This is a genomic window from Staphylococcus pseudoxylosus (genome assembly GCF_044794325.1).
GTDB lineage: Bacteria > Bacillota > Bacilli > Staphylococcales > Staphylococcaceae > Staphylococcus > Staphylococcus pseudoxylosus.
In genome coordinates this window covers 2,387,061-2,413,215 of sequence record NZ_CP085024.1, presented here as the reverse complement: position 1 = coordinate 2,413,215, position 26,155 = coordinate 2,387,061, and the positions used below count along the sequence as shown (strand labels likewise).

General features: G+C 33.0%; 25 protein-coding genes. 21 read left to right on the top strand and 4 right to left on the bottom strand.

The features are described from left to right. Window positions 1–15: 15 nt before the first annotated feature. The 3 genes from LG295_RS11615 to hemQ form a co-directional block, all read right to left on the bottom strand. The gene (locus LG295_RS11615) at window positions 16–468 is read right to left on the bottom strand and encodes a threonine/serine exporter family protein (RefSeq protein WP_047172793.1); all 453 of its coding nucleotides are present in this window, start codon (window positions 466–468) and stop codon (window positions 16–18) included. Between the two features lie 11 nt (window positions 469–479). Continuing rightward, window positions 480–1,250 carry a threonine/serine exporter family protein gene (locus tag LG295_RS11610; protein WP_404476882.1) on the bottom strand — a complete coding sequence of 257 codons (771 nt, stop codon included), beginning with the start codon at window positions 1,248–1,250 and terminating at the stop codon, window positions 480–482. Window positions 1,251–1,729: 479 nt separating this feature from the next. After that, window positions 1,730–2,479, bottom strand: coding sequence for a hydrogen peroxide-dependent heme synthase (gene hemQ / locus LG295_RS11605; RefSeq protein ID WP_107529789.1), 750 nt, complete (start codon window positions 2,477–2,479; stop codon window positions 1,730–1,732). Between the two features lie 172 nt (window positions 2,480–2,651). On the opposite strand from hemQ, the gene pta reads away from it, so the two are divergent. The 6 genes from pta (at window position 2,652) to LG295_RS11575 (ending at window position 9,978) form a co-directional block, all read left to right on the top strand. Beyond that, window positions 2,652–3,638: a phosphate acetyltransferase gene (gene pta / locus LG295_RS11600; RefSeq protein ID WP_107558739.1), complete on the top strand. Its 987-nt coding sequence runs from the start codon at window positions 2,652–2,654 to the stop codon at window positions 3,636–3,638. Further along, entirely contained in the window at window positions 3,638–4,474 is an 837-nt protein-coding gene (locus LG295_RS11595) for a lipoate--protein ligase family protein (protein ID WP_325999528.1), read from the top strand. Before pta ends, LG295_RS11595 begins: the two co-directional genes overlap by 1 nt. Before the next feature lie 618 nt (window positions 4,475–5,092). After that, window positions 5,093–6,016 (top strand): mevalonate kinase, encoded by a 924-nt coding sequence (gene mvk, locus LG295_RS11590; RefSeq protein ID WP_107529792.1) that lies wholly within the window; start codon window positions 5,093–5,095, stop codon window positions 6,014–6,016. A 5-nt stretch (window positions 6,017–6,021) separates the two neighbouring features. After that, window positions 6,022–7,005: a diphosphomevalonate decarboxylase gene (gene mvaD, locus LG295_RS11585; protein WP_107529793.1), complete on the top strand. Its 984-nt coding sequence runs from the start codon at window positions 6,022–6,024 to the stop codon at window positions 7,003–7,005. Between the two features lie 12 nt (window positions 7,006–7,017). Continuing rightward, window positions 7,018–8,094, top strand: a complete 1,077-nt coding sequence (locus tag LG295_RS11580) for a phosphomevalonate kinase (RefSeq protein ID WP_107529794.1) — start codon at window positions 7,018–7,020, stop codon at window positions 8,092–8,094. Between the two features lie 273 nt (window positions 8,095–8,367). Then, window positions 8,368–9,978: an alpha-glucoside-specific PTS transporter subunit IIBC gene (locus LG295_RS11575; RefSeq protein WP_107558741.1), complete on the top strand. Its 1,611-nt coding sequence runs from the start codon at window positions 8,368–8,370 to the stop codon at window positions 9,976–9,978. Window positions 9,979–10,126: 148 nt separating this feature from the next. Here the strand turns inward: LG295_RS11575 and LG295_RS11570 are convergent, their stop codons facing one another. Continuing rightward, the gene (locus tag LG295_RS11570) at window positions 10,127–10,876 is read right to left on the bottom strand and encodes a MurR/RpiR family transcriptional regulator (protein ID WP_107529796.1); all 750 of its coding nucleotides are present in this window, start codon (window positions 10,874–10,876) and stop codon (window positions 10,127–10,129) included. 223 nt (window positions 10,877–11,099) lie between these two features. On the opposite strand from LG295_RS11570, the gene LG295_RS11565 reads away from it, so the two are divergent. The 15 genes from LG295_RS11565 (at window position 11,100) to LG295_RS11495 (ending at window position 26,149) form a co-directional block, all read left to right on the top strand. Continuing rightward, window positions 11,100–12,182, top strand: a complete 1,083-nt coding sequence (locus tag LG295_RS11565) for a Gfo/Idh/MocA family protein (protein WP_107558496.1) — start codon at window positions 11,100–11,102, stop codon at window positions 12,180–12,182. 18 nt (window positions 12,183–12,200) lie between these two features. Then, complete coding sequence (locus tag LG295_RS11560; RefSeq protein WP_404475957.1) at window positions 12,201–12,917, top strand: ThuA domain-containing protein; 717 nt, start codon at window positions 12,201–12,203, stop codon at window positions 12,915–12,917. A gap of 19 nt (window positions 12,918–12,936) precedes the next feature. Then, window positions 12,937–13,983, top strand: coding sequence for a Gfo/Idh/MocA family oxidoreductase (locus LG295_RS11555; protein WP_326001097.1), 1,047 nt, complete (start codon window positions 12,937–12,939; stop codon window positions 13,981–13,983). A 19-nt stretch (window positions 13,984–14,002) separates the two neighbouring features. Beyond that, a complete protein-coding gene (locus tag LG295_RS11550) occupies window positions 14,003–14,971 on the top strand; it encodes a sugar phosphate isomerase/epimerase (RefSeq protein WP_107529800.1) in 969 nt (322 codons plus the stop codon). 377 nt (window positions 14,972–15,348) lie between these two features. Further along, the gene (locus tag LG295_RS11545; protein WP_107529801.1) at window positions 15,349–15,690 is read left to right on the top strand and encodes a DUF1450 domain-containing protein; all 342 of its coding nucleotides are present in this window, start codon (window positions 15,349–15,351) and stop codon (window positions 15,688–15,690) included. A 417-nt stretch (window positions 15,691–16,107) separates the two neighbouring features. Beyond that, window positions 16,108–17,043: an aldo/keto reductase gene (locus LG295_RS11540; RefSeq protein WP_107529802.1), complete on the top strand. Its 936-nt coding sequence runs from the start codon at window positions 16,108–16,110 to the stop codon at window positions 17,041–17,043. A 262-nt stretch (window positions 17,044–17,305) separates the two neighbouring features. Further along, complete coding sequence (locus LG295_RS11535) at window positions 17,306–17,863, top strand: flavodoxin family protein (RefSeq protein ID WP_107529803.1); 558 nt, start codon at window positions 17,306–17,308, stop codon at window positions 17,861–17,863. Window positions 17,864–18,039: 176 nt separating this feature from the next. Further along, window positions 18,040–18,519 (top strand): GNAT family N-acetyltransferase, encoded by a 480-nt coding sequence (locus LG295_RS11530; RefSeq protein ID WP_326001095.1) that lies wholly within the window; start codon window positions 18,040–18,042, stop codon window positions 18,517–18,519. A 28-nt stretch (window positions 18,520–18,547) separates the two neighbouring features. Then, on the top strand, window positions 18,548–19,852 hold the full coding sequence (locus LG295_RS11525; protein ID WP_199186520.1) for an HD domain-containing protein: 1,305 nt from the start codon (window positions 18,548–18,550) through the stop codon (window positions 19,850–19,852). A 255-nt stretch (window positions 19,853–20,107) separates the two neighbouring features. Further along, window positions 20,108–20,620, top strand: coding sequence for a YwhD family protein (locus LG295_RS11520; protein WP_107529806.1), 513 nt, complete (start codon window positions 20,108–20,110; stop codon window positions 20,618–20,620). Between the two features lie 326 nt (window positions 20,621–20,946). Further along, on the top strand, window positions 20,947–21,360 hold the full coding sequence (locus LG295_RS11515) for a DUF1934 domain-containing protein (protein ID WP_107529807.1): 414 nt from the start codon (window positions 20,947–20,949) through the stop codon (window positions 21,358–21,360). Further along, window positions 21,361–23,028 carry an arginine--tRNA ligase gene (gene argS / locus LG295_RS11510; protein WP_107529808.1) on the top strand — a complete coding sequence of 556 codons (1,668 nt, stop codon included), beginning with the start codon at window positions 21,361–21,363 and terminating at the stop codon, window positions 23,026–23,028. A 189-nt stretch (window positions 23,029–23,217) separates the two neighbouring features. Further along, the gene (locus tag LG295_RS11505) at window positions 23,218–23,811 is read left to right on the top strand and encodes an endonuclease III domain-containing protein (protein WP_107558497.1); all 594 of its coding nucleotides are present in this window, start codon (window positions 23,218–23,220) and stop codon (window positions 23,809–23,811) included. Window positions 23,812–24,039: 228 nt separating this feature from the next. After that, the gene (locus LG295_RS11500) at window positions 24,040–24,924 is read left to right on the top strand and encodes an ABC transporter substrate-binding protein (RefSeq protein ID WP_107558495.1); all 885 of its coding nucleotides are present in this window, start codon (window positions 24,040–24,042) and stop codon (window positions 24,922–24,924) included. A 274-nt stretch (window positions 24,925–25,198) separates the two neighbouring features. Then, window positions 25,199–26,149 (top strand): iron ABC transporter permease, encoded by a 951-nt coding sequence (locus LG295_RS11495; RefSeq protein ID WP_107529856.1) that lies wholly within the window; start codon window positions 25,199–25,201, stop codon window positions 26,147–26,149. The last annotated feature ends 6 nt before the right edge of the window (window positions 26,150–26,155 follow it).

Below are 26,155 nucleotides of genomic sequence, written 5' to 3'. Positions count from 1 at the left end.
TAGTAAATATAATATTCATACGCGTTTTTTACGTATTTTTGTTCCGGAAACAATGAGTTTGGCTATTTGGTCGGCAAAGAGTAATCCTAAGGCTATTGCACCAGCTATAAGTGTGACTTCTAACATTGTATTTATAGCTTTACTAAACTCTAACAGTACTAGATTCTTAGTTGCATCAAAGGCTAGTCCACCAGGAACCAATGGAATTATTCCTGGAATCATAAAGATGATAACTGGTTCTTTTTTAACACGAGCCATGATATGACTTAAACAGCCTAAAGCTAGACTTCCAAAGAAACTAGAGTAGATCGTGTGCGTAGAAAATCCATCATAAAATAAAATATAAACCATCCAACCACAAGCTCCAACAAGTCCGACAATGTTATATAGACGTTTAGGAACATCAAATATTACTCCGAAAAAGAGGGAAGCGGTATAGCTAAATATAAAATTTAATATCCAAAACATAGACATAACTCCTAAAAAATAATTAGTATTGTGCTAACGCCAGCCCCGATACCAAAAGCAGTAACGAGCGCTTCTAATGATTTAGTGGTAAACATCAACATATGTCCACCAAACAAATCTTGAATGGCATTTGTGATTAACACACCTGGTACGATCGGCATGACTGCAGCAATTATAATAGTGGCAACTGAACCACCTGGGATGAGGTGATGTCCTATAATTGTTGTTAAGCCAATTACTAACGCTCCCATAAATTCAGGAATAAATTGAGCATGCAATTTTTGATGCAATAATTCTACTACGATATAGCCTAACGACCCAGCTACTAATGCGGTAAAAACATCTATTAGATAACCACCTTGTAAGTATAAAAAGCTAACTGAAATGATTGCGGCAGCTATAAATTTGTAAAAAAGATAATGGTTTTGAATGCTTTGTTCATTGTATATTTTTTGTAATTCTTGAAAAGCGTCTTCTAAAGAAATATCACCAAGTGCCAGTCGTCTTGAAATACCGTTTGTTCGTGAAATACGAAGTAGGTTCGTGTCTCGTGTTTTAATTCGAAAAATCCTTGGATAAGATTCATTATGTAGCATAAAATTGATGACAGTATTTGTAACAAAACTATTACTCTCTTTATAACCTAAAGTAAAAGCCATCCTTGTCATCGTATCTTCCACGCGTGAACCTTCTGCCCCTGATTCTAATAGAATTCTTCCGGCAAGCATAATAACATCTTTTGCCATTTTTTCATCATAACTCTCGATTGCTTGATTATAAATTGTCATTTAATCACCAAATAAAAATGTATTTAACCAACACTATTGAATCGTTCTCAAAGCATGGGAATAAGTTGTTGAATTAATATTTTTTATTGTAACACTTTATTATTACATTTTGTTATAAGAATCGCTCTGCACTTATTATATAAGGGGATTAATGTATTTTGTGCAATTTTTCTAATACAATTATGTTTCAAATATTTCAAATAGGTTAAAATAGTATTAGTTAACTGTTACAGATATATATTGAGTAGCGACAATATAAACAGTTAGTATTTAAATTAAGTAGTGGCTAAAGTTCTCCCAAACACACTACAATTAAATGAGTACAAGGGTATATTTCTTGGCTCAAAATTAAAAGACCTCGTCATTAGTTAATCTAGTGACGAGATCTTTTTTAATCAAAATATGAATTTTTAAAATGAGTTAGTAGTGCTTATGCCAATTACTTCTCATTCTGTGTTTCTTTCTTCACACATTTATAATGAAAAAAGGTCTTGTAAACTTTCTTTCTTAACAATGTGTCCTACATAGAAGCTACCGAAATCACCATAGCGTGCTGTTGTTTCATCAAATCTCATCTCAGAGACAATTTTTTTGAATTGTAATGGGTCATCTGCAAATAATGTTACACCCCATTCAAAGTCATCGAATCCCATTGAGCCAGTAATAAATTGTTTGATTTTTCCAGCGTATTGACGACCGATTTTACCGTGTGCATACATAAGCGCTTGACGTTCTTCAAGTGGGAGCATGTACCAGTTATAAGTTTCATTACGACGTTTATCCATTGGATAAAAACAGATATATTCAGAATGTGGTAATTCAGGGAATAATCTTGGTTTAATATGAGGGTTTTCATAAGGATCTTCATCAGATTTTCCTGCAAGATAATTTCCTAATTCTATGATTGAAACATATGAATATGTTGGGATTAAAAAATCAGTAATTTTTAATTTGTTGAATTCATTTTCAAAGGCGTTTAAATCTTTCATTTCTGGTCGTAATGCCCATAAAAGAATATCTGCTTTTTGACCTGTTATATTGTAAAATGCATGGTCACCAGTATTGTTTGTGCGTGCTGATTCGTGTTTATTTAAAAATGATTGTAACTCTTCTACGAGATTTTGACGTTCTTCATTCGGCACTAAACGTAGGCTTGACCAATCAATCGCATATAATAAATGTAAACTGTACCATCCATCTAATGTTTCTGGTGCTTGTGGCATTTAAATCTCTCCTTTTATGAAAATTTCTATGTCTTCACTACAAAATTTTACCATAAAGGGAGTATTAAAACATAAGTAAATGATTACAAATTGGTGACATGGAATTCTAAGAAAAAATAACGTATAATGGTATTCGTAAAATAAAAAGAATTGAAATTTTGAGGAGGCCCTTATGTCTTTATTAGATGTATTACAAGAAAAACTTTCAGGAAAAAACGTGAAAATAGTCTTACCTGAAGGGGAAGACGAACGAGTACTAACAGCAGCAACACAATTACAAGGGACAGACTATGTGACACCTGTAGTATTAGGTAACGAAGCAAAGGTTAAAGCCTTAGCTAATGATAAAGGCTTAGATATTGCAAATTTAGAAATCATCGATCCGGAAACGAGTGAATTAAAACAAGAATTAGTAACTGCTTTTGTTGAACGTCGTAAAGGTAAAGCAACAGAAGAACAAGCACAAGAAATGTTGAAAAATGTTAACTACTTCGGCACAATGCTTGTTTATACTGGTAAAGCAGAAGGACTTGTTAGTGGTGCTGCTCATTCTACTGGAGATACTGTGCGCCCAGCATTACAAATTATCAAAACAAAACCTGGTGTCTCTAAAACTTCAGGCATCTTCTTTATGATTAAAGACGATCAACAATATATTTTTGGTGATTGTGCAATTAACCCTACACTTGAAGCGCAAGATTTAGCTGAAATTGCAGTTGAAAGTGCTAAGTCAGCTAAAAGTTTCGGAATGTCACCACGTGTTGCAATGTTAAGTTTCTCAACAAAAGGATCTGCTAAGTCAGATGATGTTGAAAAAGTTTCAAATGCTGTAGACATAGCTCAAGAGAAAATTGAAGCTGATAATATTGAAGACGTCGTTGTAGATGGTGAATTCCAATTTGACGCAGCAATTGTACCAGAAGTTGCGAAGAACAAAGCGCCAGACGCTAAAATTCAAGGCGATGCAAATGTATTCGTATTTCCAAGTTTAGAAGCTGGAAATATTGGTTATAAAATTGCTCAACGTCTTGGCGGATTTGATGCGGTTGGTCCAGTATTACAAGGCCTTAACTCACCAGTAAATGATTTATCACGTGGTTGTTCTATAGAAGACGTATATAATCTATCAATCATTACTGCTGCACAGTCATTACAATAATGGATTTAGCAAGCAAATATTTTAATGCCGCAGATTGGCGTTATATAGATCATTCTTCAGGCTTGGCGCCTATGCAGTCATTTGCATTTGATGATACTTTTTCTGAAAGCGTGGGGAAAGATTTATCATGTAGTGTTGTTCGTACATGGGTGCATCAACATACTGTAATATTAGGTATTCATGATTCGAGGTTACCTTATTTGCAAGACGGTATACGTTATCTTACTGAAGAGCGTGGTTATAATGCAATTGTTAGAAACTCGGGTGGACTAGGTGTGGTCTTAGATCAAGGCGTGCTAAATATATCATTGATTTTTAAAGGGAAACATGACATAACAATTGATGAAGCTTTTTCGGTAATGTATTTATTAATTGCTAAAATGTTTGAAGATGAAGATATTGAAATAGCGACCCATGAAATCGAAAGGTCATACTGCCCAGGTAAATTTGACTTGAGCATTAATGGTAGAAAGTTTGCTGGTATTTCGCAAAGACGCGTTCGTGGTGGTATCGCAGTTCAAATTTACCTTTGTGTAGAAGGTGATGGCAGTGAAAGAGCTGAGATGATGCAGTCTTTTTATGAGCGTGCGTTAAAAGGTGAGGAAACCAAGTTCACTTATCCAAATATTGAACCATCTTGTATGGCATCGTTAGAAACGCTTTTAAATAAGAAGATAACAGTCCAAGATGTGATGTTCCAATTGTTGTATGCAATCAAAGATTTAGGTGGGCGCTTGAACATGGAGCTAATCACTGAAGAGGAATGGCAATTATATGAAGGCTATTTTGAGAAAATGATAGAACGTAACGCTAAAATCAATCAAACAATGAATTAGATTAGAGGAAGGCTAGTATGGGTACTTGAAGATTAAGTATACATACTAGTCTTTTTTGTTTTTTTGTTAAATTAAATAAGATTTATAGCAATAGGTTTTTAAATCTGTTGAATTATAGAAATGAAATAAGTAATATAGTGAAAGTATGGTTTAAAAACTAATAATTAATAAATTTGGCCATTTTCAATGTAAGTTTTTGAATATATGGCCTAGGCGTTTTATAATGAGTAAGTATGAACATGAATTAGCATCTGGTATTAATTTTTGTGATGATTGTTTATAGATCTCTATGATAATGTAAGCAGGTGTAGTTTATAGAATTTGATAAACTATGACCAGAGTCGTATGGCATTATATAGAATTTGTGAGATAATATAAAATGATGTTTGCAAAAATAATGAAAATGTTTAATGCTAATGAAGTTTTATCTGAATTTAAAAATTACATACTTAAATACGACTTCTTTTTCTTTTTTATAGAAAGAAAAACAAAGATTTCCTTGGAAATATGATTTGAGTGATGAATGCATTTTTATGGAGTAAATGAAAAGAAGCCTGAACTGTACAAATAATTACATATAAATACAATTTAAAGAAAATACTAAAGGTGATTGAAAATATGGCACAACAAGGATACGGGGAAGCGAATGGTAAGGTAATATTAATTGGTGAACATGCTGTAACATTTGGTGAACCAGCAATTGCAATTCCATTCACGACTGGTAAAGTAAAAGCAACAATTGAATCTTTGAAGGAAACAAGCGTTTCTTTTATCAAAAGTGAAGTATTTGAAGGTGAATTAAGTAAGGCACCTGAACATTTAAAAGCAGTAATTACAAGATTTATTGAAAAATATAGTATTAAAACGCCTATAAAAGTGTCGATTGATACAAACTTACCACCTTCTAGAGGATTAGGTTCTAGTGCTGCTATGGCAGTGGCTTTTGTGCGTGCAAGTTTTGATTATCTTAAAAAACCGTTATCTGATGCACTATTAATTGAGGAAGCGAATTGGGCTGAGCGCATTGCGCACGGCAAACCAAGCGGTATTGATACCCAAACTATTGTTTCCAATAAGCCTGTGTGGTTTCAACAAGGACAAGTACAAACCTTAAAGCCGTTAGATTTAAATGGCTATATGGTTGTTATCGATACAGGTGTTCGTGGTTCTACGAAACAAGCAGTAGAAGATGTGCATAATTTATGTAAGGAAGATCGTAAATATCTGCAAAATGTAAAGCATATTGGTAAACTTGTACATGAAGCAAGTGAGTCAATTGAACACCATGATTTCGAACAATTAGCCTCTGTATTTAATTTATGTCAAGAGAATTTGAGAACATTAACTGTAAGTCATGAGAAGATTGAAGAGATATTAGAAGTAAGTAAGCAACAAGGTGCTATTGCCGGTAAGTTAACTGGTGGCGGTAGAGGTGGTAGTATGATTGTACTAGCTACTGATTTAGAAATAGCAGAGAACATTGTTAAATGTGCAACAGATTTAGGTGCACATCATACATGGATTGAATACTTAGGAGGGTAATGAGGTTGGTCAATAGTGGTAAAGCACGTGCGCATACAAACATTGCATTGATTAAATATTGGGGGAAGGCTGACGAAACTTATATCATTCCGATGAATAATAGTCTTTCTGTAACATTAGACCGTTTTTATACTGAAACAAAAGTTACTTTTGATGAGAGTTATGCCAAAGATACGCTTATTTTAAATGGTCAAGTGGTTGAAGAAAATGAGGCTGTTAAAATAAGTAAATTTATGGATATCGTCAGAGAATTAGGTGGAACATCTGCACATGCGTATATTGAAAGTGAGAATTATGTACCAACTGCAGCAGGGCTTGCTTCTTCAGCAAGTGCGTATGCCGCATTAGCAGCTGCGTGTGACAAGGCTTTAAATCTTGGATTAACGGGTAAAGCATTATCTAGGTTAGCTCGTAGAGGTTCTGGATCAGCATCAAGAAGTATCTACGGTGGCTTTGTAGAATGGGAAAAAGGTCATGATGATGAAACATCATACAGTTTTCCTGTTGAAGCAGATAATTGGGAAAATGACTTAGCAATGATATTTGTAGTAATCAATAATAAATCTAAAAAAGTATCTAGTCGTGCTGGTATGTCACTAACTCGTGATACATCTCGATTTTATCAATATTGGTTGGATCATGTAGATGAAGATATAACAGCAGTTAAACATGCGATAAACCAAAAAGACTTCAAACAATTAGGTGAAGTTATTGAGGCAAATGGTTTACGTATGCATGCAACGAACTTAGGGTCACAACCACCATTTACGTATATGGTAGATGATAGTTATCTTGTAATGGATATTGTACACCAATGTCGAGAAGCAGGTTACCCTTGCTACTTTACAATGGATGCTGGACCTAATGTAAAAATTTTAGTTGAAAAGAAAAATCAGCAAGCAGTGATGGATGCCTTATATAAATCATTTGATGAAACACAAATCATTGCGAGCGATATTATAAGCACAGGCGTTGAAATTATTGAGTAAGGAAGAGATAAAATGATTCAAGTCAAAGCACCAGGTAAGCTATATATTGCAGGTGAATATGCTGTTACTGAACCTGGATATAAATCTGTATTAATTGCAGTAGATCGATTTGTAACAGCTACTATTGAAGATTCTAGTGTTTCTCAAGGCACAATACATTCAAAAACATTACACCATGAACCTGTAACTTTCCAAAGACGTGAAGATAGAATTGCTGTTTCAGATGTACATGCTGCTAAACAATTGAAGTATGTCATTACTGCGATTGAAGTATTTGAGCAGTATGTTCGTAGTAACAATATCAGTTTGAAACATTTTAATCTAACGATAGATAGTAATCTGGACGATACGAATGGTCATAAGTATGGGTTAGGATCTAGTGCAGCTGTGCTCGTTTCAGTTGTAAAAGTATTAAATGAATTTTATGAGACACATTTATCTAACCTTTATATTTATAAATTAGCCGTGATCGCTAATATGAAATTACAAAGCTTAAGTTCATGTGGAGATATTGCTGTAAGTATTTATACAGGGTGGCTAGCATATAGTACATTTGACCATGAGTGGGTTTCACAACAAATAGAGGACACTTCTGTCAATGAAGTGCTAAATAAAAACTGGCCTGGCCTACATATTGAACCATTACAGCCTCCTGAAAACATGGAAGTGCTTATTGGTTGGACAGGGTCTCCTGCGTCATCACATCATCTTGTTAGTGAAGTTAAACGTTTAAAATCAGATCCTACATTTTATGGTAAATTCTTAGAACGCTCACATTTATGTGTAGAAAAACTGATTCACGCTTTCAAAACAAATCACATTAAAGGCGTACAGCAAATGATTCGTACAAACCGTGAAATCATTCAATCGATGGACAAAGAGGCAACGATTGATATTGAGACAGCACACTTGAAAGTTTTATGTTCTGTAGCCGAAAAATACGGTGGTGCAGCTAAAACATCAGGCGCGGGCGGCGGTGATTGTGGTATTACAATTATCGATAATAAAGTGAAGAAAAAATTAATTTATCAAGAATGGTTAGACAATGAAGTGAAACCACTTGAATTTAATATTTATCATGGTCAGTAAATAAAGCATATTAAGGTGAATGCAGTATTTTAATCCGAATAAGTGGATTAAAGTGCTGTTTTTTTATTAAATAGAATTAAGTATTTGTCATTTAGGTGATATATATATAAGTTCTGTTTTATTAAAATATTGGAAAATTTACCTTTTGATGAAAATAAAATCATTCAAGGATACATCATGTCAGAATCACGTCATTATATTGAACTTATAAATATTTAAGCATATCATCATTTTAAGAAAGCGCTTCCAAAGTGTGTGAAAAGGATGATGATTATGAATATTGGACGAAACATTGGCAATGCAATACGTAGGTTCGGTGGAGCGATGATAGTACCTGTGTTATTGTTCCCATTCTTCGGTATTATTATTGGCGTTGCGACACTTTTCAAAAATGAAGCTATTATGGGAGGGCTTGCCAATCCTGATGGTTTATGGTTTCAAATATGGTCATTAATTGAAAATGGAGGATGGACTGTATTTGAAAATATAGAACTCATTTTTGTAATTGGGTTACCTATTTCATTAGCGAAAAAATCAGCAGGACATGCAGTGATGTCTTCTGTAGTTACTTATATGATGTTTAATTATTTTATTAATGGCATATTAACGACGTGGGGGCCTGCTTTTGGGGTTAACTTTAAAGAGAATGTTGACGATGCAACAGGACTGACAGAATTAGTAGGTATTAAAACATTAGATACTAACATTATTGGTGCTTTAATTATCTCGGGTATCGCAATATGGTTACATAACCGTTATTATGATAAGAAATTGCCTGAATCATTAGGTATATTCCAGGGATCACCATTTGTAGTTATGCTTGCATTCTTTTGTATGATTCCAATTGCTTTTTTAACAAGTTGGGGTTGGCCGATTGTGCAAGGTTGGATTGCATCGTTACAAGTCTTTCTTGCTTCATCTAGTTATGTTGGTGTATGGTTATTTCACTTCCTAGAAAGGATATTGATACCAACAGGTTTACATCATTTTATCTATACACCGTTTGAGTATGGTCCGGCTGTTGTAGATGGCGGTATTAAATCTTATTGGATATCACACCTTACTGAATATTCTGAGACAACTAAATCATTGAAAGATATATTCCCTGGTGGGGGGTTCTTATTACAAGGTAACACGAAAATATTTGGTTCGATTGGTATAGCGTTAGCAATATATTCAACAGCTAAACCTCATAAAAAGAAAGAGGTAGGTGCACTATTATTGGCAGCTACATTGACTGCAGTTTTTGCAGGAATTACCGAGCCATTAGAATTTACATTCATATTTATTGCACCTTTCTTATTCTTGATACATGCTATTTTAGGTGCAACAATGGTTACGATTATGCATGCATTTGGCTTAGTTGGGAATTTAGGTGGTGGTTTTATTGAAATAGCAGCAACCAATTGGATTCCTTTGTTTGGATCACATTGGGGAACTTATTTAGCTCAATTTGTAATAGGTATTATTTTTATCTTTATTTATTATTACTTGTTTAGATTCATAATATTGAAGTTTGATATTCCAATGCCTGGTAGAGAGAAAGATGACAATAAAGATACTAAACTATATACGAAAAAAGACTACCGTGAAAATAAAAAACAAGATTCAGTTTCTGACAGTTATAGTGAATATCAAATGAAAGCAGATGTATATATAGAAGGATTAGGTGGCGCAGATAATATAGTTGACGTTACTAATTGCGCTACAAGACTACGAGTGACTGTAAATGATCCTGAAAAGGTAGCAGCAGATAATTATTTTAAATCAGAAGGTGGAGCCCATGGTCTTGTTAAAAGTGGTAAAAACGTTCAAGTTATTGTTGGACTTTCGGTATCACAAGTAAGAGAAGAAGTGGAACAAATTTTAAATAAATCAAGTTAACTTTGTTAATATTTTGAAATAGTGGGGTGGTGTGGAAATCAAAACATAGAATGGTTTTCAAACCACGCCCCACTTTTATCAATACAGCATATATAATGATTTATTTAAATTTTTGTAGTAATTAAACCAGTCGAGACTGTACATGAAACTAATTATTAATTTTATAATTATGATAAGTTCTTGCTATAAAATCAAATACGACATAATAAGGTGTGAAACTGTAGTATTCCGTATTATTAAAAAATTGAATAGGTGGACTATTAACGTAAATATTAAAAGCAGCATGTTTAGCAATATAGTTATCATGCAAAGTTGTAATTGATACGTAAAGTAGTTCACGGGCCTTAATAAGTTGAATAGGCTCTATTAAATTTTTAGTTTCTCCTGATAACGATATAACAAAAAGTAAATCATCATAGGACATTTGGTTTATAGCTAAACGTAATTCTGTTTCATCATTAATAACAATAGCTCTTTTAGAAATAGATAGCATATGTCTTTGAGCTTCACGAGCTACATTTTGTTGTGCCATACCTGTACCAAAAATATAGATGAATGGAGCAGCTTCAATTAATTCATTCAGTGGTTGATAGTCAAACATTTCAAGATGTTCAACCGTTCTTTGAACATCTTCAACAATTGTATCTGCATTCGTGAATGGTGTAGATGATGTATTTGTATCCATTTTCAAGTAAAACTTAAAATTACTGTAACCTTCAAACCCCATTTTTTTAACTAACCTATGAATTGTAGAGATAGATGTATGTGTAAGTTTACTTAAATCATGGATTTTCATGTTCGAAATTTGATCAATGTTTTGTCTGATAATATTGATAATATGTAAATCATTTTCTGTTAGTTGTTCAAAATGTTTATTAATAAGATGATCTAGTACCATATAAAAAGATTCCACCTATCCATTGGAAAAATTTCCTAATTTTGAAAATATATTCTAATGTTAATATATAAATTCTAAATACGTCAAACTTATTGGTGTTTTTAATTTTTTATTCTACTATAATTTTAAAGGAGTTCAAGTAAGAAAGAAGACTTAAATATTTTTTTGTATTTTATTGTAAGCGTTTTCTTTTGGAGTGTTCAAAAATTAAGGAGATGAGATGATGACAGTTAAAGTTGGTGTTATTGGTTGTGGAGGTATAGCAAATGGTAAACATTTACCAAGTTTAGCAAAAATTTCAGAGGTATCAATGGTTGCCTTTTGTGATATAGATAAAACAAAAGCTGAATCAGCAGCAAAGCGTTATGGTGATAAAAATGCAACAGTGTATGAAGATTACATCGAATTATTAAAAGATGATTCGATTGAAGTTATTCATGTTTGTACACCAAATAATACGCATCAAGAGATTACTGTAGCAGCATTGAATGCAAGCAAGCATGTGATGTGTGAAAAACCTATGGCTAAAACTTCTGAAGAAGCACAATTAATGATTGATGCTGCAGTGCACAATAATAAAAAGTTAACTATTGGTTATCAAAATAGATTTCGTGCTGATAGTCAATATCTACGAAAAGTAACGCAACGTGGAGATTTAGGAGAGATATATTTTAGTAAGGCTCATGCTATTCGAAGACGTGCAGTACCAACATGGGGAGTTTTTCTAGACGAAGAGAAACAAGGAGGTGGCCCGTTAATTGATATAGGAACTCATGCATTAGATCTTACATTATGGATGATGGATAATTATGAGCCTGAATCCGTGATGGGCTCTACATTTCATAAATTGGGGAAACAAGCGGATGCAGCTAATGCTTGGGGTTCTTGGGATCCAAATAAATTCACGGTAGAAGACTCTGCATTTGGATTTATCAAGATGAAGAATGGGGCTACCATTATACTAGAATCAAGCTGGGCGCTTAATTCTTTAGACGTTGATGAAGCTAAATGTTCATTGTCAGGTACTGGCGGTGGGGCTGACATGAAAAATGGCTTACGTATACACGGTGAAGACTTAAAAACACTGTATACTTCTGAAATTGAATTAGAAAATGCTGGTGTTGATTTTTATGAAGGTGAAAAGATAGATGAAGCAGAAGAAGAAGCGAGAGCTTGGATAAATAGTATTACTCAGGATATAGAACCTGTCGTTAAACCAAAAGAAGCTTTTGTTGTAACTCAGATATTAGAAGCTATATACGAATCAGCTAAAACAGGGCAAGCTGTTTATTTAAATGATAAATAAAGCTTATGGAGGTATTTTATGAATATTACAATATGGAATGAATTTAGACATGAACAAGAAAGTGAAGATGTGCAGGCTGTTTACCCAAACGGTATACATCATGTAATAGCATCATTTTTAACAGATGATCATATTGTGACTACAGCAACGTTAGATGAACCTCAGCACGGTTTAACAGATGATGTGTTAGCACAAACAGATGTACTTATTTGGTGGGGGCATAAAGTACATGAAGAAGTTGATGAAGAAGTCGTAGAAAAAGTAAAACAGAAAGTATTAGAAGATATGGGATTAGTCGTCTTACATTCAGGACATTTTTCAAAAATTTTCAAGAGTTTAATGGGCACATCGTGTGACCTTAAATGGCGAGAGGCAGATGAAAAAGAACGGCTTTGGGTTGTTGATCCCACGCACCCTATAGCTGAAGGAATTGACTCATATTTTGAACTTGAAAAAGAAGAAATGTACGGAGAACATTTCGATATACCATCACCAGACGAAACAGTTTTCATCAGTTGGTTTGAAGGTGGAGAAGTCTTTAGAAGTGGAGCAACTTTTAAAAGAGGCAACGGGAAAATATTTTATTTTAGACCGGGCCATGAAACCTATCCTACCTATTACAATGTAAATGTGCAAAAGGTTATTAAGAATGCTGTGAAGTGGGCATTTAACAGTAATACGACAAGACATCAATATGGAAACGTACAACCATTAGAACAAATATCAAAAAAATAATGTTGGGAGTGGTCTGCTTATGGCTAAATTGAAAGTGGGGATTATTGGATGCGGTGGCATTGCATGTAACAGACACATTCCAGCTTTTCAAAATTTAAATCATTTAGTGGATGTTGTGGCAGTTCAAGATGTTGATTTAGCATTGGCAAAAAATGTTGCAAATGATTTTCATATTAAAAATATTCATGAATCATATTATACGATGTTTGAACAAGTTGATGCAGTAGCTATTTGTACACCAAATAAATTTCATGCGGAGATAAGTATTGCTGCTTTAGAAGCAGGAGTCAATGTATTTTGCGAAAAACCAATGGCCATGAATTTGACTGAATGTGCGGCTATGGTAGATGCTGCTAAACAAGCTGGTAAATTGTTGGCAATAGGATATCATTATCGCTTCACAGATGCAGCGATTACGGCAAAAAAAGCTATTGATAGTGGTATAGTAGGTGATCCTTTAGTTACCCGTGTACAAGCATTACGTAGACGTAAAGTCCCTGGATGGGGTGTGTTTACAAATAAAACGTTGCAGGGTGGCGGTAGTCTAATAGATTATGGTTGTCATATGCTCGATTTGTCACTTTGGTTACTAAACGACATTGAACCCAAAGAGGTGTTAGGTAAAACTTATAATCGTCTTAGCAAATTACCAAATCAATTGAATGATTGGGGACCATTTGATCATGAAAAGTTTGATGTAGATGATCACGTGACAAGCTATATATCTTTTAATGATCATTCAACACTTCAATTTGAGTGTTCATGGTCAGCAAATATAAAAGAAGACACAAGACACTTAAGTATTTCTGGCGTTGATGGCGGTCTGAATTTATATCCTTTTGAAATATATAGACCTAAATTAGGGACTTATTTTACTGAACAAGCATATGCAGAACATGATGAAGGTATAGCGGCACAACGACAAGCTGAGAACTTTGTAAATAGTTGTCTTGGTAATGAAACACTTATCGTACAACCAGAACAAGCATTGAAAATAAACAAGATCATAGATGCAATTTATCGAAGTAGTGAAACTGGTCAAAGTGTTAAATTGAACGAGTTATAATGTTAAAGGAGGATTATTTATGAAAATTGGTGTGTTTTCTGTATTATTCCAAGATAAACAATTTGAAGAAATGTTAGATTATGTAGCAAATGCTGGAGTCAAAATGGTGGAAATAGGAACAGGAGGTAACCCTGGGGATCAATTCTGTCCAATGGATAACTTATTAGAAGACGAACTTCAACGTAATGCTTTCATTGAAACAATCCACCAACGTGGATTGGAAATTAGTGCTTTTAGTTGCCATAACAACCCAATTTCTCCTAATGAAAAAGAAGCCCAGCAAGCACATGATACTTTGTTTAAAACAATTAAATTAGCTTCACTTTTAAATGTACCCGTAGTTAACACTTTTTCCGGTGTTGCAGGATCAGATGAAACAGCTAAATATCCAAATTGGCCTGTGACACCATGGCCGACAGCCTATACTAAAATATTAGAGTGGCAATGGGAAGAAAAGCTTATACCTTATTGGAGAAAAGTTGCAGAATATGCTAAAGCAAATGATGTAAAAATTGGTATAGAATTACATGCTGGTTTTTTAGTACATACACCTTATACAATGTTGAAATTAAGAGCAGCAACTAATGAATATATCGGTGCTAATTTAGACCCTAGTCATTTGTGGTGGCAAGGTATTGAGCCAATTGCAGCAATAAAAATATTAGGAAAAGCAAATGCTATTCACCATTTTCATGCTAAAGATACATACATTGATCAAGAAAATGTAAATATGTATGGTCTAACAGACATGCAACCTTATGGCAATGTGCAGACTCGGGCTTGGACATTTAGGACAGTAGGATACGGTCATCATACTCAAGTATGGGGAGATATGATTAGTGCACTAAGGATAAATGGTTACGATTATGTTGTAAGTATAGAGCATGAAGATCCTATCATGTCTATTGAAGAAGGATTTAGTAAAGCAGTGAATAATTTGAATTCAATTAATATTGAGCATCCTGCACCAGATTTATGGTGGACATAGAGATAAACATTTAATATTAAAATGAGCAAACCTTCGTCCAAACTCCATATTAAAGGCCAACCACATTACAATGATTTTAGTTATAAGACAATTAAGTAAATATTAATAAGATCTCTGTTAAAATAGTGCCAAAAAAAGAAGTGAATTTGAATTTGACTTCTTTTTTGGCTTCTATTCCATTATGTAACTTAAAAGTTGCTAAATTAAGAACTTGAAATTTTTATTAAAAAGGGTAAAATAATTAGAGTTGTAGATGGAAAGGGACATGAAATAGAAATGTCACATAAAATATATGTAACCTTAAATGAGATAAAATGATTGTTATTATAAATTGTTTGAATATGTGGAAGTCAATGATAAGGAAGGTGAGGGTATAATTGCAAAATAAATTTTTGATTTGTGATGATTGCCAAGCTGTAAATTGCAAAACTTTAGAAAAAAAGTTGACTAAATTAGACCCTAATGCTGAAATTGAAATCGGCTGTCAGTCATATTGTGGCCCAGGCCGTCGTAAAACGTTTGCTTTTGTTAATAATCGTCCGTTAGCGGCACTTTCAGAAGATGAGCTCATGGAAAAAGTGGTAAAACAATTACAAAAACCAAGAGATCCTGAAGAAGAAGAACGTTTGAGAAAACGAAATGAAGAACGTAAACGTCGTAAAGAAGAGCAAGATAGAAAACTTAAAGAGAAATTAGCGAAACGTAAAAGTACGCAATAAATTACATGAGTTTATAAAGTAATTACATAAAACAGATTTAACTTATTAGAAAATAATGGAGAAAAAGAATTACCCTAAAAGAGAGAATTAACCTTCTGACTTTTAGGGTGTTTTTTATAGATGGAACTAAAAATAGTTTAGAATATAATTATTATTTGAGATGTTTAATTATTAATTTTATATCAAATTAAGTTGTTTAATGAGCAAATTTATTTAGTTTTACAACGAAACCATGCTAAATTTAAAATAGATTAAATTAACATATTTCTCATTATTAAAATTGTTGAAAATGGGTAGAGAAGAATGTGAATCATTATACTCATTATTTGAAATAGCAACTGATTATAAAAGATAAATCTAAGTAACAAACATAATGATTAAGTGAATTTTAAATTTCTGTGAAGGAGTTGGATAATATTGACTAAAAAAATACAAATTGGAAAATCAGATGTTAAAGTAAATCCAATCGCATTTGGAGCTAATGCTGTAGGTGGGCATAATTTATACAACGATTTAGATGAAGAACAAGGTATGGAAACAGTACGTACTGCAATTAGAAATGGTATAACGTTAATAGATACAGCGTTTATCTATGGACCGGAACGTTCTGAAGAATTAATAGGAGAAACAATAAAAGAATTCACACGCGAAGAGTATGCTATTGCTACAAAAGGCGCGCATTATTTTGATGATGATGGCAATGTGAAAATGTCAAATGACCCGGCATTTTTAAAGGATCAAGTTGAACAAAGTTTAAAACGTCTGCAACTAGATTATATAGATGTTTATTATATACATTTCCCAGATGATAGCACGCCGAAGAATGAAGCGGTTGCTGCTTTAAAAGAACTTAAAGATGAAGGTAAAATTAAAGCGATTGGTGTGTCTAATTTTAATCTAGACCAACTAAAAGAAGCTAATAAAGATGGCTATGTAGATGTTGTACAAATGGAATATAATTTATTAAACCGAGAAAATGAACATATTTTTAATTATACAAGTGAAAATAATATTACCTTTATTCCATATTTCCCACTAGTTTCTGGTTTATTAGCTGGAAAATATAATGAAAACACAACGTTTGATGATCTTCGTGCAAAAAACCCTGAGTTTCAAGGCGAAAGATATAAAGAGAACTTAGCCAAAGTTGATCAATTACGTGGTATTGCTGATAATCATAGAGTTGATGTAGCTCATATTGTATTGGCTTTCTATTTAACTAGACCTTCTTTAGATATTGTTATACCTGGTGCCAAACGACCAAACCAAGTAGTTGATAATTTAACGACATTAGATGTGAAATTGACGGAAGATGAGATTAATAAAATAGAAGAATTATTTCCTGTAAAATAATAGATAAAATAAGACAAACTAGAATTCAGTTTGTCTTATTTTTATATTTATAACTTTATTTCTAAAAATATGCATTTATAATATAGATAAAAGTTCTGATTTTGAGCAAATAATTTAATTTTTCAATCTATTTTGATTAAACTGTTTATAAACTAGACTTTTTAGTGTAGGATTATTAATTAAGTTTAGGACATTTATGGAATTGTATATTTATAACTTTTCATGTGATGTATTTTTAAATTAGTAGTAGAAGGAGATTATTATGATTACAGTGTTATTCGGGGGCAGTCGACCAGACGGAAATACTGCGCATTTAACTAAGATGGCCATAGCTGGGTATGACTACGAATGGATAGACTTAACAGAATATCAATTAAATCCTGTGAGAGACGTAAGACACGATAATACCACTATAGAATCATACGAAGATGATTACAAAACCATTATAGATAAAGTGTTAGCAAGTGATACAGTTATTATTGCTTCACCGATATATTGGTATAGCTTATCAGCATCAATGAAAGCGTTCATTGATCATTGGTCTGAAACGTTGATGGATCCAAGGTATAAAGACTTTAAAGCAAAAATGGCAGAAAAAGATTTTAGATTGATTATTGTGGGTGGCGATTGCCCTAAAGTCAAAGCTAAACCTTGTATTACACAAGTCAAATATAGTTTGGAATTTTTAGGCGCAAGCTTATCGGGCTATATTATAGGCACGGCAGAAAGACCTGGAGACATAGAAAAAGATGTATACGCATTAACACGTGCCCAGGAGTGGCAACAAACATTAGAACATAAGCAAATATATAACAAATAGTTTAAGCCCGAGACATAATTACGTGTCTCGGACTTTTTAATCATATAAGCAATAGATGTTTGAAATGAAAATGCATTATAACAAACTATTTGTATCAAGCGAGATAAAGTATTTTGAATACAAATATTATGTTATAATGTAGCTATTATTACCTATCTAAATAGGGGGAGAGCGACATGCAAGAAATTAGAAGAGCAACACCCGAAGATGTTGTGGGCATCAGAGATGTAGCAACGAAAGCTTGGTATAACACTTATTTGAATATTTACGCAGCTAAAACAGTCAATGAGCTATTGGCTGCTTCATATAATGGTCAACACTTACTCAAACGATTAGAAGATCAATTATTCTTAGTCGTAGAAGAAGATAATGAAATTATTGGTTTTGCAACGTTTATATATGGCACAGAATTATTTTTATCTGCACATTATGTGAGGCCATCGTGGCAACATCATGGATATGGTTCGAAATTGTTAACTGAAGGATTAAATTATTTTGAGGGTGAATATGACGAAGTCTTTTTAGAAGTCGATAATAAAAATGATGAAGCAGTGTCATTTTATGAGCAAAAAGGCTTTGAAAAACTCCGTTCTTACACACATGTAATGTATGGAGAAGCAATGGATTTGGCATTAATGCGTAAAACACTAAAATAAGCTACGCAGTATAGATATGGATAGGAGAATGACATTGACTTTTACAACATACGCTACACAAAAATTACCAGAAGAAAAAGTGTTTAAAGACCCCATTCATAGGTACATTCATGTCAGAGATCAAGTCATTTGGGATTTAATTAAAACAAAAGAGTTCCAACGTTTGAGAAGAATCAAGCAATTAGGCACACTATATCTATCATTCCATACAGCTGAACATAGTCGGTTTGGTCATTCACTTGGTGTATATGAAATCGTGCGTAGAATAATCGATGATTCATTTGATGGACGAGAGGCATGGGATAACAATGATAGACCGTTAGCTTTATGTGCAGCCTTACTACACGATTTAGGGCATGGGCCTTTTTCACATAGTTTTGAGAAAATATTTAATACAGATCATGAAGCTTTTACACAAGCAATAATCACTGGGCCAACTGAAGTTAACGAAGTTTTAAAACGCGTGTCAGAGGATTTTCCACAACAAGTAGCCGATGTAATTAATAAAACACATAAAAATAAATTAGTAATCTCGATGATATCTTCTCAAATTGATGCAGATAGAATGGATTATTTACAACGAGATGCTTATTTTACAGGTGTATCTTATGGACAGTTTGACATGGAACGCATATTAAGACTGATGAGGCCTTCTAAAGATGAGGTCCTTATTAAAGAGAGCGGTATGCACGCCGTTGAGAACTTTATCATGAGTCGCTATCAAATGTATTGGCAAATATACTTTCATCCGGTAAGTAGAGGTGGAGAAGTCTTATTAAACAACTGTTTAAAACGCGCGAAACAATTGTATAACGAAGGTTACACATTTAAAATGTATCCGACTGACTTTATACCTTTCTTTGAAGAGTCTATGACAATTGAGCAATACGTTGATTTAGATGAAGCTGTTGTATTATATTACTTAAAAGCTTGGGTTAAAGAAGATGACCCTATATTGAGTGACTTATCTCGTCGTTTCATTAATCGCGACTTATTTAAATATATGCCATTTGATGGCTCTATTATAACGATTACAGAATTAACGGATTTATTTATTCAAGCAGGGATTGATCCAAACTATTATTTCGTCAGCGAGTCTTTTTCAGATTTACCATATGATTACGACAGACCAGGTTCTGATAGAAAACCTATTCACCTGCTAAAAAGAAATGGTAAGACTCGGGAAATAAGTAGCCAATCATTAGTTATTCATAGTATTACAGGTATTAATAGAGAAGATTATAAATTATATTATCCTAAAGAATTAATTTCTCAAATAGAAGATGACCAAATAAAGCATGCTATTAATAGCATTTTAGATGAGTTGAATTAGCTTTAAGTGGAATTGTAGCATGTAATTAACATGTAGATTAAGTAAACAAATAGGGAGTTAAGTAATAACGGCCGAGTAATTTTGTAAACATTGGAATTGATAATGAGATTCCAGACATACAACTAGATTACATATGATTTACGTTTATACTTAACACAACAAAACATCACTGTTAAACTCAATAGTTAATAGCCAATCATTGATTAAACTCAATAACTATTATAAATTAAATGAAAATGTGGGAGGTGTGCGATAATGGCTGAAAACAAAGGGTTTAAATTCAATATTATCAAAAATGATCCACTAGACGGACATAAGGGTACAAATATAGGTTCAATTAGTTTAGACAACGTAGCACCTGTCTTTATAGATGTACAAAATAAAGAAGCTTTTATTGATATAGGTGGTATGCACGCACGTTCGAGCGTTGAAAAAGGCGTTAAATGGATTAAAGAAAAAGAAGTGGTAGAAGGTGAAGAAGCTAAACCATATTGGCTATGTTGGGTTACAACTGAAAGAGGAGAAAATGGTCCTTACTATGCCGGTGTTACAGCTTGTTACTTATTGGTGAACAAGGGTATACGTAGAGGGTATAAGAGTATGCCTGAACATGTTAATATGATGGATAAATCAATGAAACATCAAATCGAAATAGACCATATTGGAGAAGAAAATAAAGCTGTGTTAAGAGAATTCCTTGAATCACATGATGCGGAGATGTGGCGTAATTCTGCAGCAATATTACATGAAACTTTAGAAAGTAAATAGTTAATTTTATTGGGAGATGGCTAAGCCTTAAATTAAGGTATTGCTATCTCCTTTTCTCTATATAAGTTTAGCGAAGTGAAGGATTGGCTTGAAATTGATACGCTAATAATTTCTATTGTAGTTACTTTTATCATATTTAAAAAAGATGATTTATTTCATGTGTGTATAATAACAGGAGTTTGTTTATATAATTCCTTTATTTTGTATAGATATACGTTATATCGACAAAATGAAACTATGATAAAATCGTTTTATCAACTGTAATGCATATATTAAGTATGCTATAATGGTGTGTATTATTTTAAAAGATTAGGGTGAAACGTACATTGGAAAACAATGTTAATATCCAAACTAAACAAGTTGTTAAACAATTTGACAATAAAGAGAAATTTAATGTGAATACACGAGGCACGTGGCAAAAACGAAACGCTGAATTTATACGTTATCAAGAAGAAGTTAATGAAATGACTGTAAATGTGACAGTTAAAATTGAAGAAACCGGTGTAAAAATTATTCGTAAAGGTGATATCAATATGAATCTTCATTTTGTTGAAGGTGAAGATACAATTACTTTATACGAAATTAGTGGTGGTCGGATACCGTTAACTGTACGTACACACTCTATTTTACACTTTGTATTAGATAATGGCGGTAAGTTAAAAGTGCATTATGATTTAATTCAAGATGAAGAAAAAATGGGTTCTTACCAATATGAAATTATTTATAAGGAGACGCCGTAAATGAATATAATTGATCAAGTGAAACAAACATTGATTGAAGAAATCAATCATAGTATACAGCAAGCGCAACTCGCAGACGCAAGTGAAATTCCAGAAATTAAAGTTGAAATCCCTAAAGATACTTCAAATGGTGATTATTCAACGAATATTGCAATGGTTTTAACAAAGATTGCGAAACGTAATCCACGTGAAATTGCCCAAGCAATCGTAGACAACTTAGATACAACTGCAGCTAATGTTGAAAAAGTACAAATTGCTGGACCTGGTTTTATTAATTTCTATTTAGATAATGCTTATCTAACAGCTATCATTTCAGAAGCTATAGATAAAGGCTCTGAATTTGGAAGCACAGAAGAAAAAAATGGTAAAAACATATTACTAGAATATGTGTCAGCAAACCCAACTGGAGATTTACACATCGGTCATGCACGTAATGCCGCTGTTGGTGATACATTAGCCAATATTTTAACTGCAGCGGGTTATAATGTAACTAGAGAATATTACATTAACGATGCCGGTAATCAAATTACAAATTTAGCACGTTCTATTGAAGCACGCTATTTTGAAGCGCTTGGTGATTACTCATTTGAAATGCCAGAAGGCGGATATCACGGAAAAGATATTATTAATATTGGTAAAGATTTAGCTAAAAAACAGCCAGAATTAAAAGACCTAGATGAAGAAACGCGTATTAAAACATTTAGAAAATTAGGCGTGGATTATGAAATGGAAAAATTAAGAACAGATTTAGCTGATTTTAATACCCATTTTGATAGTTGGTTCAGTGAAACGACTTTATATGAAAAAGGCGAAATCACAGAAGTACTTAATAAGATGACTGAACTTGGTTATACTTACGAAAAAGATGGTGCGACATGGTTACGTACTACTGATTTTAAAGATGATAAGGACAGAGTATTAATCAAAAATGATGGTAATTATACTTATTTCTTACCAGATATTGCATATCACTTTGATAAAATTGAGCGTGGTAATGACACTTTAATCAATTTATTCGGTGCTGACCATCATGGTTATATCAACCGTTTAAAAGCTTCTCTTGAAACATTTGGTGTGGATAGTGAACGCCTTGAGATACAAATTATGCAAATGGTGCGTTTAATGCAAGATGGGCAAGAAGTTAAAATGAGTAAACGTACAGGTAATGCCATCACGTTACGTGAAATTATGGACGAAGTGGGCGTAGATGCTGCACGTTATTTCTTAACAATGCGTAGCCCTGATACGCACTTTGACTTTGATATGGAACTTGCTAAACAAGAATCTCAAGACAATCCAGTTTATTATGCACAATACGCACACGCGCGTATTTGTTCAATATTGAAACAAGCGGCTGAAAGAGGTATTACGCCTTCTAAAGACGCAGATTATTCACTTATTACAAATGACAAAGCAATTGATTTATTGAAAAAAATTGCTGAATTTGAAACTACGATACAAAGTGCGGCTACGAATAGAGCGCCACATAGAATTACAAATTATATTCAAGATTTGGCTTCACATTTCCATAAGTTTTATAATGCTGAAAAAGTGTTGACAGATGATGAGGATAAGACAAAAGCGCTTATCGCGTTAGTAGATGCAGTGAGAATTACATTGCACAATGCGCTTGATTTAGTTGGTGTGACTGCACCAGAATCAATGTAGTGTGTAAATAAAAGAGAGCTAGTATGAAATTTGTTGTTTTTGAGTAGGCTGATGTTAGCTTATTTAAAAAATAATAGATCGTGCTAGCTCTCTTTATTGTGTTAAAATTTCAAGAAAGACAAAAATAATTAGGGGAAGGTTCAAGTGAATTTAGACACCAAAACGTTATATCGTGAATTATATAATCACATGGGTCCACAAGGTTGGTGGCCTGCTGACACAAAGGTTGAAATAATGCTAGGCGCAATTTTAGTTCAAAATACGAATTGGAGAAACGCTGCTTATGCAATTGAATCTCTTAAACTTAATACTTCATTAGAACCACAACAAATACTAAATTTAGAAATTGATGTTCTGCAAAAGGTTATAAAGTCTAGTGGATTTTACAAAAGTAAAGCACAAACGATTCATGCTTTATTGAGCTGGTTAGACCAATTTGATTTTGATTATGAAGCCATTAACAAATATTTTCAAGCAAATCTTCGTAAGGCATTGTTAAGTATAAAAGGCGTTGGTAGTGAGACAGCAGATGTTTTACTTGTCTATATATTTGGCGGTATTGAATTTATACCGGACAGTTATACGCGAAGAATATATTATAAATTGGGTTATGATCATACTACGAGTTATGAAAAGCTAAAAAAACATGTCATGCTGCCAGATAACTTTACGAACCAAGATGCAAATGAATTTCATGCATTATTAGATAATTTTGGTAAAGCATACTTTAACGGTGGCGGAACAAACAAAATTGATTTTTTAGAAAAATATTTCGTACGATGACTTTAATTTGAAAAGATTTGTATGTGAAAATGATGATTTGATCAAGTTATTCCAATTACGTTGACATAAGATCATAAACTTTATTAGAAGCACTGGGAAAACTATCCGCTACCTGCATGGAATTATGTCAATATCTGTCTGAATTTGGAAAGAAATACTTAAAAAAATAATTAAAAATGTATTGGAATTTGGTATGATAAAAGAAAATTGATAATAGGAGTTAAAGAAATGAAAAAGCAATTTAAAATAGTATGTCTTTTTATTGTTATGTCTATGCTTTTAGTAGCATGTGGTACAAATTCTAATCAATCAGAAAAAAATGAGCAATCAGAAAATCATAATTATAAACGAATTGTATCGTTGATTCCAAGTAACACTGAAATTTTATATGAATTAGGTTTAGGCGACAGTGTGGTTGGTGTATCAACTGTAGATGATTATCCAAAAGAAGTGAAAGATAAAAAGCACTTTGACGCGATGAAGTTAAATAAAGAAGCATTGTTGAAGGCTAAACCTGATTTGATTTTAGCACATGAATCCCAAAAGTCTACGAGTGGTAAAATACTCAATTCACTAAAGGAAAATGGCGTAAAAGTTGTATATGTCAAAGATGCTCAATCCATTGATGAAATGTATAAAACATTTCAACAAATAGGGAAAGTCACAGGTAAGAATAAAGAAGCTAAGGAACTTGTAAAAGAAACAAAAGCAAATATTAAAGAAGTTAAAGCATCTATTCCTAAAGATGCTAAAGCCCAAAAAGTATTTATGGAGGTATCATCTGAGCCGGAAATATATACTGCAGGTAAAGAAACTTTTTTTGATGATATGCTCAATCAATTAAAAGTAGATAACAGTTTTTCTAACTTAACAGGATGGCAAAAAGTTACTAAAGAAGATATCATTAAGAAGAATCCTGATATTTTGATATCAACAATGGGGATTTCAAAATCAGAATATGAAAAAATTATTGATCAACGTGGTGGTTTTAACGAAATTAATGCGGTAAAAAACAATAATATTGAAGCAATAAATGGAGATCAAATTTCGCGTCCAGGGCCGAGAATTGATGACGGATTGAAAGCGTTGAGAGATGCTATTTATAAACAATAAGATACTAGATATTGATAAATAAGATGTCATTATCATAGGGAGCATTAAAGATAACACCTCATGAGTATTACATATTTTCTTGTTGGAATGTAAAACATTGGTGTTAGTTATAAGTTTTGAGGGACGAAACATAAATCTAAGTAAAAGTTTAGATTTATGTTTCGCTCTCTTTTTATAATTTAAAGAAATTCATACGATTAAATATAGTGTTAATGGATTACAGGTGGTATTGTAATAGTTGAAATATGTAAGTGAAAGCGTGGCTTGGAAAGAAATGAGATATTATAAAGCAATCATCATATGGTTAATACTACTTATAACAAGCATTTTATTAAGTTTGATGTGGGGAATTGGACATGTGAGTGACGCATTATCCCAAACAATTTTATATCAAGTGAGAATGCCGAGAATGTTGCAAGCATTATTAGCAGGAGTAGGCTTAACATTAGCGGGCCATATGTTTCAAACGTTGCTAAATAACCCGTTAGCAGATAGTTTCACTTTAGGTCTCGCAAGTGGTGCGACGTTTGGCTCAGGTTTAGCTGTTGTCATAGGTGTTTCCTTTATATGGTTGCCGATGTTTTCAGTAGTATTTAGTATCATTACGCTAATCTTAGTTATTGCTTTAACTACAGCCATGTCAAAAGGCTATCCAATTAGAACATTAATATTAGCTGGAATTATGATAGGCGCACTCTTTAATGCGTTCTTATATGTTTTGATTATATTTAATCAAAGTAAAATGAAGAATATAGTAAATTATATGTTTGGTGGGTTTTCATCTGCAGAGTATAATGAAGTCATTTATATTGGTATTGTAACCCTCATAAGTGTGATCATACTATTTGGTATGATTTCTAAAATAAAGTTATTACAACTTGGAGATTTACGTGCGCAATCATTAGGACTAAATGTGAAAAGTGTGACATATACGCTATTGCTAATTGCTTCAATTATGACTGCAGTGATTGTGGCATATGTGGGAGTTATTGGATTTATTGGAATGGTTATTCCTCAACTTGTAAGAAGAAATAGTGTACATTATAATTTAGGTCAACAAATGGTACTGAACATGCTGATAGGTGGTACAATTATGGTACTCTCAGATTGGTTGGGGAGCACGTTGTTAGACCCTTTCCAAATACCAGCTAGTATTATTTTAGCTTTACTTGGTATTCCAGTATTATTTTATATTATGATAACACAATCGCGTGTTCATGATTAGATAGTG

Excerpts from the sequence above, each read along its gene's own strand:
- LG295_RS11615 (WP_047172793.1), bottom strand. The coding sequence starts at position 468 with ATGTTTTGGATATTAAATTTTATATTTAGCTATACCGCTTCCCTCTTT.
- hemQ (WP_107529789.1), bottom strand. The coding sequence starts at position 2,479 with ATGCCACAAGCACCAGAAACATTAGATGGATGGTACAGTTTACATTTA.
- pta (WP_107558739.1), top strand. The coding sequence starts at position 2,652 with ATGTCTTTATTAGATGTATTACAAGAAAAACTTTCAGGAAAAAACGTG.
- LG295_RS11595 (WP_325999528.1), top strand. The coding sequence starts at position 3,638 with ATGGATTTAGCAAGCAAATATTTTAATGCCGCAGATTGGCGTTATATA.
- mvk (WP_107529792.1), top strand. The coding sequence starts at position 5,093 with ATGGCACAACAAGGATACGGGGAAGCGAATGGTAAGGTAATATTAATT.
- LG295_RS11580 (WP_107529794.1), top strand. The coding sequence starts at position 7,018 with ATGATTCAAGTCAAAGCACCAGGTAAGCTATATATTGCAGGTGAATAT.
- LG295_RS11575 (WP_107558741.1), top strand. The coding sequence starts at position 8,368 with ATGAATATTGGACGAAACATTGGCAATGCAATACGTAGGTTCGGTGGA.
- LG295_RS11570 (WP_107529796.1), bottom strand. The coding sequence starts at position 10,876 with ATGGTACTAGATCATCTTATTAATAAACATTTTGAACAACTAACAGAA.
- LG295_RS11565 (WP_107558496.1), top strand. The coding sequence starts at position 11,100 with ATGACAGTTAAAGTTGGTGTTATTGGTTGTGGAGGTATAGCAAATGGT.
- LG295_RS11560 (WP_404475957.1), top strand. The coding sequence starts at position 12,201 with ATGAATATTACAATATGGAATGAATTTAGACATGAACAAGAAAGTGAA.
- LG295_RS11555 (WP_326001097.1), top strand. The coding sequence starts at position 12,937 with ATGGCTAAATTGAAAGTGGGGATTATTGGATGCGGTGGCATTGCATGT.
- LG295_RS11550 (WP_107529800.1), top strand. The coding sequence starts at position 14,003 with ATGAAAATTGGTGTGTTTTCTGTATTATTCCAAGATAAACAATTTGAA.
- LG295_RS11535 (WP_107529803.1), top strand. The coding sequence starts at position 17,306 with ATGATTACAGTGTTATTCGGGGGCAGTCGACCAGACGGAAATACTGCG.
- LG295_RS11530 (WP_326001095.1), top strand. The coding sequence starts at position 18,040 with ATGCAAGAAATTAGAAGAGCAACACCCGAAGATGTTGTGGGCATCAGA.
- LG295_RS11525 (WP_199186520.1), top strand. The coding sequence starts at position 18,548 with ATGACATTGACTTTTACAACATACGCTACACAAAAATTACCAGAAGAA.
- LG295_RS11520 (WP_107529806.1), top strand. The coding sequence starts at position 20,108 with ATGGCTGAAAACAAAGGGTTTAAATTCAATATTATCAAAAATGATCCA.
- argS (WP_107529808.1), top strand. The coding sequence starts at position 21,361 with ATGAATATAATTGATCAAGTGAAACAAACATTGATTGAAGAAATCAAT.
- LG295_RS11505 (WP_107558497.1), top strand. The coding sequence starts at position 23,218 with ATGGGTCCACAAGGTTGGTGGCCTGCTGACACAAAGGTTGAAATAATG.
- LG295_RS11500 (WP_107558495.1), top strand. The coding sequence starts at position 24,040 with ATGAAAAAGCAATTTAAAATAGTATGTCTTTTTATTGTTATGTCTATG.
- LG295_RS11495 (WP_107529856.1), top strand. The coding sequence starts at position 25,199 with ATGAGATATTATAAAGCAATCATCATATGGTTAATACTACTTATAACA.